The organism is Thermoactinomyces sp. CICC 23799, from assembly GCF_016055145.1.
Classification (GTDB): Bacteria; Bacillota; Bacilli; order Thermoactinomycetales; family Thermoactinomycetaceae; genus Thermoactinomyces; species Thermoactinomyces intermedius.
Map to the genome: position 1 here is coordinate 1 of NZ_JAECVV010000002.1, position 13792 is coordinate 13792.

General features: G+C 48.8%; 14 protein-coding genes, 1 tRNA gene and 1 rRNA gene. 2 read left to right on the top strand and 14 right to left on the bottom strand.

Annotated features, from left to right (window positions below):
* From rrf to I8U21_RS02455, 10 genes are all read right to left on the bottom strand, one after another.
* Window positions 1–97 (bottom strand): 5S ribosomal RNA (gene rrf, locus I8U21_RS02410); the annotation flags it as partial.
* Between the two features lie 102 nt (window positions 98–199).
* Window positions 200–433 (bottom strand): preprotein translocase subunit SecG, encoded by a 234-nt coding sequence (gene secG / locus I8U21_RS02415; protein WP_181731427.1) that lies wholly within the window; start codon window positions 431–433, stop codon window positions 200–202.
* Window positions 434–582: 149 nt separating this feature from the next.
* Window positions 583–1881: a phosphopyruvate hydratase gene (gene eno / locus I8U21_RS02420; protein ID WP_181731426.1), complete on the bottom strand. Its 1299-nt coding sequence runs from the start codon at window positions 1879–1881 to the stop codon at window positions 583–585.
* An 18-nt stretch (window positions 1882–1899) separates the two neighbouring features.
* Complete coding sequence (gene gpmI, locus I8U21_RS02425) at window positions 1900–3441, bottom strand: 2,3-bisphosphoglycerate-independent phosphoglycerate mutase (protein ID WP_181731425.1); 1542 nt, start codon at window positions 3439–3441, stop codon at window positions 1900–1902.
* Complete coding sequence (gene tpiA / locus I8U21_RS02430; RefSeq protein WP_181731424.1) at window positions 3438–4205, bottom strand: triose-phosphate isomerase; 768 nt, start codon at window positions 4203–4205, stop codon at window positions 3438–3440. The genes gpmI and tpiA overlap by 4 nt, the downstream gene beginning before the upstream one ends.
* Window positions 4206–4220: 15 nt before the next feature.
* A complete protein-coding gene (locus I8U21_RS02435) occupies window positions 4221–5405 on the bottom strand; it encodes a phosphoglycerate kinase (RefSeq protein ID WP_198053201.1) in 1185 nt (394 codons plus the stop codon).
* A gap of 115 nt (window positions 5406–5520) precedes the next feature.
* Window positions 5521–6525, bottom strand: a complete 1005-nt coding sequence (gap, locus tag I8U21_RS02440; protein WP_181731422.1) for a type I glyceraldehyde-3-phosphate dehydrogenase — start codon at window positions 6523–6525, stop codon at window positions 5521–5523.
* A 62-nt stretch (window positions 6526–6587) separates the two neighbouring features.
* Complete coding sequence (locus tag I8U21_RS02445; RefSeq protein WP_181731421.1) at window positions 6588–7610, bottom strand: sugar-binding transcriptional regulator; 1023 nt, start codon at window positions 7608–7610, stop codon at window positions 6588–6590.
* Window positions 7611–7760: 150 nt separating this feature from the next.
* Entirely contained in the window at window positions 7761–9122 is a 1362-nt protein-coding gene (rpoN, locus tag I8U21_RS02450; protein ID WP_181731420.1) for an RNA polymerase factor sigma-54, read from the bottom strand.
* A 185-nt stretch (window positions 9123–9307) separates the two neighbouring features.
* Window positions 9308–9382 (bottom strand) — tRNA-Arg (locus tag I8U21_RS02455).
* Window positions 9383–9525: 143 nt separating this feature from the next.
* Between I8U21_RS02455 and I8U21_RS02460 the strand changes: the two genes are divergently transcribed.
* Both I8U21_RS02460 and clpP read left to right on the top strand, forming a co-directional pair.
* Entirely contained in the window at window positions 9526–10224 is a 699-nt protein-coding gene (locus I8U21_RS02460) for a creatininase family protein (RefSeq protein ID WP_181731419.1), read from the top strand.
* Window positions 10225–10635: 411 nt separating this feature from the next.
* On the top strand, window positions 10636–11217 hold the full coding sequence (gene clpP, locus I8U21_RS02465) for an ATP-dependent Clp endopeptidase proteolytic subunit ClpP (RefSeq protein WP_037997422.1): 582 nt from the start codon (window positions 10636–10638) through the stop codon (window positions 11215–11217).
* Between the two features lie 65 nt (window positions 11218–11282).
* Here clpP and I8U21_RS02470 read toward each other — a convergent pair whose 3' ends face one another.
* From I8U21_RS02470 to whiA, 4 genes are all read right to left on the bottom strand, one after another.
* A complete protein-coding gene (locus tag I8U21_RS02470) occupies window positions 11283–11645 on the bottom strand; it encodes a hypothetical protein (protein ID WP_198053202.1) in 363 nt (120 codons plus the stop codon).
* 79 nt (window positions 11646–11724) lie between these two features.
* Entirely contained in the window at window positions 11725–12378 is a 654-nt protein-coding gene (locus I8U21_RS02475; protein WP_181731417.1) for a hypothetical protein, read from the bottom strand.
* Between the two features lie 209 nt (window positions 12379–12587).
* Window positions 12588–12845 carry an HPr family phosphocarrier protein gene (locus tag I8U21_RS02480; protein ID WP_181731416.1) on the bottom strand — a complete coding sequence of 86 codons (258 nt, stop codon included), beginning with the start codon at window positions 12843–12845 and terminating at the stop codon, window positions 12588–12590.
* A gap of 16 nt (window positions 12846–12861) precedes the next feature.
* On the bottom strand, window positions 12862–13788 hold the full coding sequence (gene whiA, locus I8U21_RS02485; RefSeq protein WP_181731415.1) for a DNA-binding protein WhiA: 927 nt from the start codon (window positions 13786–13788) through the stop codon (window positions 12862–12864).
* Window positions 13789–13792 lie beyond the last annotated feature (4 nt).

The following is a 13792-nucleotide window of genomic DNA, read 5'->3' on the forward strand; positions in this document are numbered from 1 at the left end:
CTCCCAGGGGTCATCCCCAAGTACCATCGGCGCTGGAGGGCTTAACTTCCGTGTTCGGGATGGGAACGGGTGGATCCCCTCCGCTATGGTCACCAGACATTTATTATAATAGCATGCCCTTATCCTTTTGGCAAGTCTTTTTTTAAAAAAATAAAATAGAATTCCTTAAAGAAGTCTCTTAAGGAATTCCGGGTTCAGATTACTTCAAAAAGAAAGCAACGACCAAAGCAACAATAATAAACAAGGCTCCCAACACCACGGTTAACCGGTGCAACAGCGCATCCAAACCGCGTGCTTTTGCTTTTCCCATCAGGTGTTCAGCTCCACCTGCAATCGCACCGGACAATCCTGCACTCTTTCCAGGTTGCAGCAGGATAACGACAATCAATCCGATGCAGATGATTGCAAGGACCCATTTTGAAACAAGCGCCACGTTCACAACCTCCTTGCCGTCTCTCTAGATGACTTTACCACATTCGAAGCGGCATTTCAATAATCCGGCGCCAGCGGACAAGAAGCCGTCGGTCATTCCAACAAAAAAGGCACCGGAAACATTCCCGGTGCCTTTTATGGGATGTCATGTCATTCTTTTTCGATGGAGCGCAGGTTGTAAAAAGCGGAACGCTTCGGGTATTGAGCGATATGACCCAATTGATCTTCAATGCGGATCAATTGATTGTATTTGGCCACACGGTCCGTGCGGGAAGGTGCCCCGGTTTTGATTTGGCCGGCACCGGTTGCAACGGCGATGTCTGCAATGGTGGTGTCTTCGGTCTCCCCGGAGCGGTGGGAGATCACTGCGGTATATCCGGCGCGTTTTGCCATTTCAATCGCATCAAAGGTTTCGGTGAGTGTGCCGATTTGGTTGACTTTGATCAAAATGGAGTTGCCGACGCCTTTTTCGATTCCATCTTTGAGGCGGGTGGTATTGGTGACAAACAGGTCGTCCCCGACGAGTTGCACTTTGTCACCCAGACGCTCGGTCATTTTTTTCCATCCATCCCAGTCGTCTTCTGCCAAACCGTCTTCAATGGAGATGATCGGGTATTTTGAAATCAATTCTTCATAGAAATCGATCATTTCCTCGGAAGTGCGGCTGATGTTTTCCCCGGCAAAGTGATACTTGCCGTCACGGTAGATTTCGCTGGAAGCCACATCGAGCGCCAGCATGATTTCTTCTCCCGGTTTGTATCCGGCACGTTCAATGGCTGTGACGATCGTGGACAGTGCTTCTTCGTTGGAGCTCAAGTTCGGGGCGAATCCACCTTCGTCACCCACACCGGTTGCATAACCTTTTTCTTTCAACACTTTTTTCAGGTTATGGAAGATTTCGGCGCCGATCCGGACTGCTTCATGCATGCTTTCCGCACCGACCGGCATAATCATGAATTCTTGAATATCCACATTGTTATCGGCATGAGCGCCGCCGTTTAAAATGTTCATCATCGGAACCGGCAGCACTTTGGCGTTAAATCCGCCCAAGTAAGTATATAACGGAACTCCCAGAGCTTCTGCGGCAGCGCGCGCAACCGCCATGGATACTCCCAAAATGGCATTGGCCCCCAGGTTTCCTTTGTTTTCGGTGCCATCCAATTCAATCAGGGCACGGTCAATGGCCACTTGATCCAGTGCATCCATTCCCGTGAGTTGGGGGGCAATCACGTCATTTACGTTTTGAACGGCTTTGAGCACCCCTTTGCCCAAGAAACGCTCTTCATCCCCGTCGCGCAACTCCACGGCTTCATAAGCACCGGTCGATGCACCGGACGGTACAATGGCACGTCCCGTTGCACCGGATTCCAATACGACTTCCACTTCCACTGTCGGATTTCCGCGGGAGTCCAAAACCTCGCGGCCATAAACTTCAATGATGGTTGTCATTTGCTTGATCCCTCACTTTTATTTGGATTTGATCATCGATCTTCCTGTCATTTCTTCAGGTTGTTCAATGTTTAACAGATGGAGCAGGGTCGGAGATACATCCGCCAAGATCCCTTTTTCCCGCAGAGCCAGTCCTTTTTTCGTCACGATAAAAGGAACCGGGAAGGTGGTATGGGCCGTGTGCGGACTTCCGTCTTCATTCACCACCATGTCTGCGTTTCCGTGATCGGCGATGATCACAGCCACTCCGCCTTTTTCGATTGTCAGGTCGACCACTTTCCCCAAGCATTCGTCAACGGCTTCCACCGCCCGGATCGTCGGTTCCAGTTTTCCGGAGTGGCCCACCATGTCCGGGTTGGCGAAGTTCAAGATAATCACATCATGTTTTTCCGCCTCGATTTCCTTACAAAGCGCATCGGCCACTTCATAGGCACTCATTTCGGGCTTCAAGTCGTAAGTCGCCACTTTCGGCGAATTGATCAAAATCCGTTCTTCGCCCGGAAACTTCTCTTCCCGTCCACCGCTGAAGAAAAAAGTGACATGCGGGTATTTTTCGGTTTCTGCAATCCGCAATTGTTTCAGCTGATGCCGGCTGACCACTTCCCCGAGCGTTTGGACGAGATCAGTCGGTTTAAAAGCCACTTCCCCGTTCACCGCATCGCTGTAATGCGTCAGGCAGACATAAGCCAGGTCCTGCGGATGCCCCGGACCGCGGTCAAACCCGTCAAAGTCCGGATCAGTAAAAGCGAGGGAAAGTTGAATCGCCCGGTCCGGACGGAAATTGTAAAAAATCACTGCATCATGATCGCGGATTCGGCTGACCGGCTCTCCGTTTTCATCCACGATGACCGTCGGGACAACAAATTCGTCATAGACGGACTCTTGGTAGGAGGCTTGTACTGCTTCCACCGGATCGCCGGACCGGGGTCCGTCACCATAAACCATGGCACGATAGGATTTTTCCACCCGGTCCCACCGTTTGTCACGGTCCATCGCATAATAACGTCCTTGAACCGTGGCAATCTTGCCGACACCGGCTTCATCCATTTTTTCCTGCAACTGCCGGATGTATCGGACGGCACTGTCCGGTGCCACGTCGCGCCCGTCCAAAAACGCATGCACATAAACTTCATCCACTTTTTCTTTGGCAGCCAGGTCCAGAAGCGCGAACAAATGATTGATGTGGCTGTGCACCCCGCCATCAGAAAGCAATCCGAGCAAATGGAGGCGGCTTTGGTTCTTTTTCACGTGTTTAATGGCTTGAAGGAACGCCTCGTTTTCAAAGAAGCTGCCGTCTTCAATCGCTAAGGTCACCCGGGTCAGATCCTGATACACAATCCGTCCGGCACCAATATTCAAATGCCCCACTTCGGAGTTTCCCATTTGTCCGTCAGGCAGACCGACGGCTTCCCCGCTGGCCTCGAGCGTTGCATGCGGATATTCGTTCCAATAGCGGTCAAAGTTCGGTTTGTTGGCTTGCTTGACGGCATTTCCTTCCCGTTCTTCACGGAGGGCAAAACCATCCAAAATACACAACAACACTGGTTTCGGTCGGTTCATTGTTTCTCACCTTCACTTGCCTGACTTACCAACGATGCAAACGAATCCGGCTTCAAGCTGGCTCCGCCCACCAACGCTCCGTCAATGTTTTTCTGCTTCATGAAGGAAGCCACGTTTTCCGGTTTCACACTGCCGCCGTATTGGATCCGCACCGCTTCGGCCACGGATGAATCATACAGGTCGGAAATGGTGCTCCGGATGAAAGAGCATACTTCCTCCGCATCTTCAGCCGTGGAAGCTTTTCCGGTGCCGATGGCCCAAACCGGCTCATAAGCAATGATCGTTTTCTTCATTTCATCGGCAGAAAGCCCTTCAACTGCGGCTTTCACTTGTGCGGCAACGACTTCCATGGTTTTGCCGCTTTCTCTTTCTTCCAACACTTCCCCGACGCATACGATCGGGATCAAGCCGTGGGCGTGGGCCGCTTTGGTTTTTTTGTTCACGTCTTCATCCGTTTCATTGTAATAGGCGCGTCGCTCCGAGTGGCCCAAAATCACGTATTGCACGCCTGTGGCTTTTAACATCGGCAAACTCACTTCACCGGTATATGCGCCTTGTTCTTCATAATGGGCGTTTTGCGCACCAATTCCAATCCCGCTGTTTTTGGTCTCTTCCACCAATGCAGGCAACGCCAGGAATGGTGCACACAAAACTGTTTCCACATCTTGAGGGAGCTCAGTCTCTTTCAGCTCTTTGACAAAACGCAATGCTTCGTCAATGGTTTTGTGCATTTTCCAGTTTCCTGCAATCACTGGCTTCCGCATCGAAGCAACCTCCTGTTATTGATCTTGTAGCACCGCCACTCCCGGTAATTCTTTTCCTTCCAAAAACTCCAGGGATGCGCCTCCGCCGGTGGAAATGTGATCGACCCGATCAGCCAAACCGGACTTTTTGATGGCTGCTGCCGAATCCCCGCCACCGATAATGGTCATGGCTTCGCTTTCTGCTACGGCTTCGGCCACGGCATTGGTTCCTTTGGCAAATTGATCAAATTCAAAAACGCCCATGGGGCCATTCCAGATCACCAGCTTGGACTCTTTCACAATCGACTTGTACCGTTCTCTCGTTTTGGGGCCGATATCGACCGCTTCCATGTCTTCGGGAATCTGATCAATATCCACTGTTTTCACCGTGGAAGGATTGGGGCCGAATTCATCGACAACCACCACATCCACCGGCAGTTCAAAGCGGACTCCTTTTTCTTCGGCTTTTTGCATGAATGATTTGGCCAATTCCACTTTATCCGGATCGAACAACGATTTTCCGATTTCATATCCTTTGGCATGAACAAATGTATAAGCCAATCCTCCGCCGATGATCAAATGGTCCACTTTATCCAGCAAATTTTCAATGACGCCGATTTTGTCTTTCACTTTGGCTCCCCCGATAATCGCCGTAAATGGACGTTTCGGATGGTTGAGCGCACCGCTTAACGTTTCAATTTCCTTTTGCAACAAAAGCCCGGCAACGGCCGGCAAATATTCAGCCACCCCGGCTGTGGACGCATGCGCTCGATGAGCGGCGCCGAAGGCATCATTGACGTACAAATCGGCCAGACGGGAGAAAGCTTTGGAAAGTTCCGGGTCATTTTTTTCTTCACCGGGATGGAAACGGACGTTTTCCAAAAGCAACACTTCTCCGTTCTTTAACGCCGATACTTTTTCTTCCACTTCCGGACCTGCCACTTCATCGACTTTGATCACCGGTTGCTTTAAGTATTCCGAAAGCCTTTCAGCCACCGGATTCAGACGCAACTCCTCCACCACTTTTCCTTTCGGCCGTCCCAGATGGCTGGCAAGCACGACTTTGGCACCTTGTTCCACCAAATGGCGGATGGTGGGAAGAGCCGCACGAATCCGGGTGTCATCGGTAATTTTTCCGTTTTGCAACGGAACGTTGAAATCCACGCGGCAAAACACGCGGATTCCGCGTACATCCACATCTTTGACTGATTTCTTGTTCAAGGGGACTCCCTCCTTAATGCATGAGAAAGAGGAGAAAGGTTCTCCTCTTTTCAGGTTCAATTCCGAAATCAGTATAGCATATTTTCAATTAGTATAACTTATTGATCTTTCAACTTTACAGACCTTTGCTGGCAATGTAGCTGGCAAGGTCCACAACGCGGTTGGAGTAACCCCATTCGTTGTCGTACCAGGAAACAACTTTCACCATGTTTCCTTCCAATACCATCGTGGACAGTGCATCAATGGTGGAAGAATGAGGATCACCGTTGTAGTCGACAGACACCAGCGGCTCTTCGGAATAGTTGAGGATGCCTTTCAATTCTCCTTCTGCCGCTTTGCGCAATGCTTCATTCACTTGTTCAACGGTGACTTCCTGATCCAGTTCGGCAACCAGGTCCACAACGGATACGTTTTTGGTCGGAACCCGCATGGCAAAACCATTCAATTTCCCTTTCAATTCAGGCAGCACCAAAGAAACGGCTTTGGCAGCCCCCGTAGTGGTAGGAATGATCGATTGACCCGCTGCACGTGCACGACGCAAGTCTTTGTGAGGCAGGTCCAAAATTTGTTGGTCGTTGGTGTAAGCATGGACAGTGGTCATCAAACCGCGGCGGATGCCGAAGTTCTCATGCAATACTTTGGCAAAAGGCGCAAGACAGTTGGTGGTGCAGGATGCATTGGAAATCACGTGATGGGAAGCGGCGTCGTATTTATCATGGTTAACCCCCATCACAATCGTGATGTCTTCCCCTTTGGCCGGAGCGGAAATGATCACTTTTTTGGCCCCGCCGATCAGGTGTTTGGCAGCGTCGTCCCGGTTGGTGAAACGTCCGGTGGATTCAACAACGATGTCCACACCATAGTCTGCCCATTTGATTTGGGCCGGATCGCGTTCAGCCAACACTTTGATTTCCCGTCCGTTGACGCTGAAGCCGTTTTCGGTGGCTGCCACTTCGCCGTCGAATTTTCCATGGACCGAATCATATTTCAAAAGATGAGCCAGGGTTTTGGAGTCTGTCAAATCATTGACAGCCACCACTTCCAATTCCGGATGATTCATCATGGCCCGGAAAACGTTGCGTCCGATACGGCCAAATCCGTTAATTCCCACTTTGATCATGGTAAAATTCCTCCTTGTTATCTATGCAAAGTATCACTGAGGACGGAACCGTCCAAGCGGTTTCATTCCAGCGACAAAATCGCTTTGGCGGCTCCCTCGTCAGTAATCAAAATATCTCTGGAAACCTTGGTGCTGATGGCCCGGATGGCTTCCGCCTTACTCGAGCCGCCTGCCACCGCAATGATATTTTTGGCATTGGCCAAATCATCCAACTTCAACCCCAAGGATTGCACACGGTAAACAATCTCCCCGTTGCGGTTGAAGTAATATCCGAAAGACTCCCCTACCGCCTGTTCACGTTGCAACTTGTCCAGGATGGCTTGGCTTGATTTTCTCCGTACTGCCATGGTCATAGCATTGCCAATCCCGTGAATGACAATGTGTGCTCTTTTGAGAGACTCCAGCACTTCCTGAATATGCGGTTCGCGAAGCAACGTTTGGTAAGCCTCATCGCTGACTTGATCCGGAACATGCATCATGCGGTAATGGCCTTTGGTTTTTTTGGCCATGAGCGAAGCAATGTAGTTTGCTTCCAATTCCACCGCTTCCCCGACCCCGCCCCGGGCCGGAACAAACATGGTGGATTTGAAAGCGGAAGACGGTATCATCATCTCCGCGACGGCCAACATGGTGCTCCCTCCGGAGACGGCAATCACCTGATCCGGTTCTGCAATTTTCCGGAGGAATCGCGCACAAGCCCTTCCCATTTCTTTTTTCACCCAATCCGACCGATCCGAGTCGCCGGGAACAATGATGACTTTTTTCAAGTTGAGGCAGGACTCCAAATCGCGCTCCAATTGATTGAGTCCAAACAGCTCTTTCATCATCGGTTCCATCTCGGACAACAAATCGGCTCCGCTTTCGGTCAGCCTCATGCCGCTGGAATCAACGGCTACCAAGTCCTGTGTCCTTAAAAAATCGACTTCGGCCCGAAGCACGCGTTCGGTGAAATCCAACACACCGGAAAGGCTCCGCCGTCCCACGGGTTGCATCAACTGAATATGCCGCAGTATTTCATACCGCTTATGCATAACCCTCAGCAAGTCAGGCAATAATTGTTTCTGCAAATTAAGTAGATTTTTCATCAAACCCCCACCATCGGGACGAAATATGTCCCGTGTAGAAAAAATCGTCCCAACCACTCCAAAAAAAATCCCCGTTACTGGGATCAGTTTTATTTTATCCTAAAAACACAGCCTTTGACAAGTTTCCTCCTGCCTGATTTTATTGAACATTTACAGAAAACGCTTTCGTTTTGCAGATGATGCGATTCCCATTTCATCCCGGTATTTGGCCACGGTGCGCCGGGAAATCGAAACCCCCTGTTCCTTCAACAGATCCGCGATCTTCTGATCGGATAACGGCTTTGATTTATCCTCGTTTTCAATCATTTGCCGGATTTTTTTCTGCACCGTACTTTGCGCCATGTCCACCCCGGTGTCGGTCTGTAAACCGGAAGGGAAGAAAAAACGGAACGGAAACAAACCGTTTGGCGTCTGCATGTATTTATGCTGGGTCGCCCGGCTGACCGTCGATTCATGGAGATCCACTTCTTCGGCAATTTGCTTTAATGTAAGCGGCTTCAAATGATCAACCCCGTGCTCGAAAAAGTCACGCTGCCTCTTCACAATGGCCTGTGCGACACGGTAGATGGTATCTCTGCGCTGCTCAATCCCCTTCATCAGCCACAAAGCGGACTGCACCCAGTTTTTCAGATACCGGCTGACCTCTTCGCCCAACTCATCTTTTTGCCGCAACAATTGCTGATAATACCGGTTCACGGTCAGATTCGGCATATCCCTTTCATTCAGGAGGATCACGTATTCATCATCCATTTTCTCGACATACACATCCGGTGATACATAACGGGGAGGGGATGAATGAAATTGAAGACCGGGTCTGGGATTGCATGATTTAATCTCTTCCACCGCCCGATGCACTTCACTCAGATCCACTTGCAAAGCATCGGCAATCTTGCGCCATTTTGCATCCGCCACATTCTGCAAATGCTCCCGGGCAATGCGGATGGCCGTTTCATTGATGCGCTCCCTCCGGCGCAACTGCAACTCCACACACTCTCCCAGCGAGCGGGCACCCACACCGGCCGGCTCCATCGATTGAATCACCTTCAAACACTTCGCAAACATCCCGTCATCGATATGCAAGCGCTTACATGCTTCGCCGGAATCCAAATCCAAATATCCCTTTTCATCCAGATTGTGTATCAGATACAGACAAACCTTCCGTTCTTTTAAAGTCAGGGAATAATCACAAAGTTGCGCTTCCAATTCATCGGCCAGCGTTTGATATCCCGTGACAAAAGACTCAAACGACGGTTCATCCGATTCTTTCCGGTAACCGGTCCTGCTTTGCCGGGGCAAGTCACGCATATACTCCATCCACCGGTCCAAATCCGGCTCTTTTTTCTCTGCTTCGGAAACATTCAAAACCGGGTTTTCCATCATTTGGTCTTCTATATATTTGCGCAAATCGGTTGCGGAGAATTGCAAAATTTGAATCGCTTGGCGCAGTTCCGGCGTCATCACCATCTTCATCCGCTGTTCCTGAATCAAGCCAAAACCCACTTGCAGAGCCATTCTCTCATCCACCTCCGCCTTCATCATACATGCAGCTCAATAATTTCTTCAATAAACAATTTCATTTATATTTTATCATAATATACCATTCATCATTTTACGCTTTTTTTACCACTCTCTTCCTCGAAAAAAAGGGCAGAAAAACACAAAAAAGGTGCTTTTGTAAAAAGCACCTTTTCTTCTGATGGTGCGCCTACCAGGATTCGAACCTGGGCACCTGGTTCCGGAGACCAGTGCTCTATCCCCTGAGCTATAGGCGCTCGTTTTTCGAGTTGACGAAAGAAATTATATCACGAAAAAAATAATCATGCAAGATGTTTTTGGGAAAATCATTTCCAATTTCCGCAGGATGCTCTACACTAAACCCAGAATACATTTCAAAAAAGAAAAGGGGAGCGGAAACATGAACCCATTTCCAACATGGCCGGATTTCAAAGACAAGGAGCTGGCATTTTTTCCGATTGGATCCACCGAGCAGCACGGATGCCATTTGCCCACCAATACCGACAGCCTCATTGCGACCGCCATCGCCCAAAGGCTGGCAATGAAACACCAAGCATTTGTCGTTCCCACCCTGCCTTACTCTTGCTCCTTTGAGCATGCGGGCTTTCCCGGCAGCATTTCCCTCCGCATCAGGACGCTGTTCTCCATTGTCCAAGATGTGCTTTCTTCTTTGGAACAATCCGGGGTCAAGCGATGCGTCATCATCAACGGGCACGGAGGAAACAAACTGCTCGCCAACATCGCCCAGGAACTCAATCAAAGCAAAACCAGACTTTTGATTGCCCCGAGCCGGAAACACTGGGAACAAGCCTACCAAAAAGCGGGATTGTCATCCACCCCCTCGCAGGACATGCATGCCGGAGAAGGGGAAACTTCCATCTTGCTCCATTTGTTGCAGGAACAAGCGGTGCAATTGGAAAAAGCGGAAGATGTGGAAGTTTCCGACCGCCCCTTGCTGGAAGTTTTGGGAATGCAGGCTTATACCAAAACGGGAACCATCGGTTATCCCACCCGGGCTTCCAAAGAAAAAGGGGAAAGGTTGTTCAATGAACTGATCCGGCAGATTGACCAAACCGTGATGGAATTTCTGCAAATATGAACCCGGCAAAAAAACTTTTTGAAAAAATATTTTTTCTCTGCAACACTTTCTCTTTTCCTTACGTCTGTTAAGTAAATGGTCCTCCTAACCAGACTATTTGTTCCCAAAGCTTTTTCGTCACGTTAGAAAAGGCCTTCTCTGTTTCTAAATTCTGTTTATGGACGAAGTCCCAGCTTCGTCCTCCCCCTTCTTTTTCTTATGGGATTCCCCTTATGACATAAATCCCTTGTATTTCAGGGCCCTTGGCGGCCCTGTTTTTTTATCCGTCAAAATTGATTTGACCTTTTTTGACCTTTTGGGTATCATAAAAGTAAAGCAACATCTATGTGGACATGAACCTTACCAAATGAAAACCATCCTTGATCCTTGAAAGGGGGGAAGGGTGCCGGGCGATCCGTGCACCCCTGATAGATGAATTTAATCCCAATGGTTGTGGAACAAACCAATCGCGGTGAACGTTCCTATGATATTTATTCCCGCCTTTTGAAAGACCGGATTATTTTGCTTGGAAGCCCGGTGACCGACGAAGTCGCCAACTTAATCGTGGCTCAACTTCTCTTTCTGGAAGCCGAAGACCCGGAGAAAGACATCCATCTGTACATCAACTCGCCGGGCGGCTCCATCACCGCGGGAATGGCCATTTATGACGCCATGCAATACGTCAAACCGGATGTCTCCACCATCTGCGTGGGATTGGCCGCATCCATGGGCGCATTCCTGCTGGCCGCCGGGAAAAAAGGAAAACGGTTTGCCCTTCCCAACAGCGAAGTCATGATCCATCAGCCGCTGGGCGGGGCGCAAGGCCAGGCTTCCGACATTGAAATCCGGGCAAAACGAATTTTGCGGACCAGAGACCGCTTGAACAAGCTGCTCTCCGAATTCACCGGGCAACCGTTGGAAAAAATTGAACGGGATACCGACCGCGATTACTTTATGAGTGCGGAAGAAGCACTGAAATACGGTTTGATCGACCAAGTCATGAAACACAAATAAGCTTTAAGCTTGGATACCAAAAGGCCTTGGGACAACCCAAGGCTTTTTTATGCTTTCCGTTCGGTTTAATAGGGCGTCTCCATCCACTTTTCCGGAGGGACAATTTCCACATGAAAGGGATTTAACGGCGTGGACTCGTTCACTTTTTTATAAACCCGGTTGGCCAAATCCCGGTACTTCGAAGATGGAATGCGTTTTTCCGGCAAAATGTACATGATGATTTTTTGCTCTTTATACTCCACGCGGACATCTTCCACGCCTTCCACATCTCTGGCCACCTGTTTCATCTTGCTTTCCGGAAAGCTCACATTGGAGAAAGAGTGGCTGTCCTTGTCCAGCCCCTCCCGTTCCGAGGGCTTCTCAAAGCGTTGGCAGGCAAACAACATGACGGATAAAAGACAGAGAAAAAGACAAAAAAACCGCTTCACAAAGAACACCTCCCTTCCTAGTTTGATGAAGGAAAGCGTTCTTTATGCGCAAAAAAGCCGAAGCAACGGCTTCGACCTGTTATTCATAATCCTCTGCTTTCAACCTTTGTTCCGTCAATACCAGGCTACCCATCAGGATAAAATGGAACACCGCGGCCATGCCCGGAAATTTCAGGGCATATGCCAAACCGCCTCCGATCACGGTCAATACGATCCCTGAAATCAAAACGGGCCAGCGCAACTTTTTCCACACCAAATAACCGGAAATAATGAGCGGTATCATCACAAGCATCAACACAACCGGAAATTGGATCTGTTGCGGCACATATTGCACCACTCCGCTCACTTTTTTCGGGACAATTTCCACCCACAAAAAATTGGTGAAGATTCCGAGCACCGTCAAGAAAAAAGTATACAGGTGATACACAACATGGGTCACAAAGTATTCCGACCATTCAATACGGATACGCCGCATAATATCAAGGGATACATACACCAGCGTCGGGATCAGCAAAACATGAAGCAAATAACGGACAATGCTCAGCATCTCAAATAATTCGGATTGTCCCATCCAGATCCCAAGCGACAAAACAAAATTGTCATAAACGAATGCCAAAATGATGAATAAAACCCATGAAGTTCCCCAAAAAAAAGATTCCCGAAAGGAACGGAAACTCCAGATAAACAATGCCAGATATCCAATTGTCAAAACCGGATAAAGGAAAGCATCCATAATTTCCTCCAATCATATGTATCCTTCCAAGGGTTTCTCAGTCGGTTATCCAAACGTCCTCCCCTGATTTAATTCCATCATAGTCAAAATTTAACAATTCATACCCGGAAAATGTGACATGCTTTCAACGATTCCGTGTCATTTTTGACATTCTTTCCCATTTCATGAAAGCGGGCTTGTTTTCTTCCGAAAACGCCCGCTTCCTCTTTTTACTCCGGTCTGCTGACCAATTCCACCAGTTTTTCCACCGCTTCTTCCTCATCGGATCCTTCCGCGGTGATGGTGATTTCCGTACCGCGGGAGACCGCCAGGCTCATGATCCCCATGATGCTTTTGGCATTCACTTTTTTATTCCCTTTGACCACAAAAATCTCGGAAGCAAACTTGTTCGCTTCTTGCACAAACAAAGCCGCCGGTCGGGCATGAAGTCCGGTTTCCAACTGAACGGTTACTTTTTTTTCTACCATCAGAATCCTCCTTACTTCACAATTTCTTCGCAATTTCCTCCAATTTGCGGAGACGGTGGTTAATGGCCGACTTGCTGATCTTTCCATCCGGCAACAACTGGCCCAATTCCGCCAGGTTGGCTTCCGGATATTTCAAACGGGCTTCAGCGACTTCCCGCAATTTCTTCGGCAATTGTTCCAAACCGATTTCCCGGTCAATCCGTTTGATGTTTTCGATTTGGCGCATGGCAGCCTGGATCGTTTTGTTTAAATTCGCCGTTTCACAATTGACCAGCCGATTCACCGAATTTCTCATATCTTTCATGATGCGTGCGTTCTCAAATTCGAGCAAAGAAGGATGCGCGCCGATGATATTTAAAAACTCCCCGATTTTGTCCCCTTCTTTAATATAAACCACAAAGCCTTTTTTGCGCTCAATCACTTTGGCATGCAAATGAAACTGATTCATCAGTTCGCAAAGCGATTGACTATGGTCTTGGTAAGTCGATACAATTTCCAAATGATAAGAAGCACTGTCCGGGTTGTTCACCGAACCGGCGGCCAAAAACGCCCCCCTTAAATAAGCTCTTTTGCAGCAAGGCCGGCCAATGAGGGTTTGGGAAATTCCTTCGACCCTTTCCCATGAATTTTTCTTCATGATATGCAGTTCTTCCAAAATCCGGCTCGTGTCCGAAGTCAGGCGTATTAAATAAACATTGTTTTTCTTCAAGCGGACTTTTTTGCGCACCAACACCTCGGGATGAATCTGATACAAACTTTTGACCAAAGAAAAAATGTATCGCGCCGTCGACGGGTTTTCAGTCACAATATCGATCATGGGTTTTTTGTGCATAATGTGAACCGTGCCGTTCATCCGGACCAATGCCGACAGCTCAGCCGTCTTGCAACAAATCTCCGACTGAAGCTGTGTCAATTCTTTTTTGATCATCGCAGTAAATGACATAGAA

Excerpts from the sequence above, each read along its gene's own strand:
- rpoN (WP_181731420.1), bottom strand. The coding sequence starts at position 9,122 with ATGGCTCTGCAAGTGGGTTTTGGCTTGATTCAGGAACAGCGGATGAAG.
- clpP (WP_037997422.1), top strand. The coding sequence starts at position 10,636 with ATGAATTTAATCCCAATGGTTGTGGAACAAACCAATCGCGGTGAACGT.
- gap (WP_181731422.1), bottom strand. The coding sequence starts at position 6,525 with ATGATCAAAGTGGGAATTAACGGATTTGGCCGTATCGGACGCAACGTT.
- tpiA (WP_181731424.1), bottom strand. The coding sequence starts at position 4,205 with ATGCGGAAGCCAGTGATTGCAGGAAACTGGAAAATGCACAAAACCATT.
- whiA (WP_181731415.1), bottom strand. The coding sequence starts at position 13,788 with ATGTCATTTACTGCGATGATCAAAAAAGAATTGACACAGCTTCAGTCG.
- eno (WP_181731426.1), bottom strand. The coding sequence starts at position 1,881 with ATGACAACCATCATTGAAGTTTATGGCCGCGAGGTTTTGGACTCCCGC.
- I8U21_RS02480 (WP_181731416.1), bottom strand. The coding sequence starts at position 12,845 with ATGGTAGAAAAAAAAGTAACCGTTCAGTTGGAAACCGGACTTCATGCC.
- I8U21_RS02460 (WP_181731419.1), top strand. The coding sequence starts at position 9,526 with ATGAACCCATTTCCAACATGGCCGGATTTCAAAGACAAGGAGCTGGCA.
- gpmI (WP_181731425.1), bottom strand. The coding sequence starts at position 3,441 with ATGAACCGACCGAAACCAGTGTTGTTGTGTATTTTGGATGGTTTTGCC.
- I8U21_RS02475 (WP_181731417.1), bottom strand. The coding sequence starts at position 12,378 with ATGGATGCTTTCCTTTATCCGGTTTTGACAATTGGATATCTGGCATTG.
- I8U21_RS02445 (WP_181731421.1), bottom strand. The coding sequence starts at position 7,610 with ATGAAAAATCTACTTAATTTGCAGAAACAATTATTGCCTGACTTGCTG.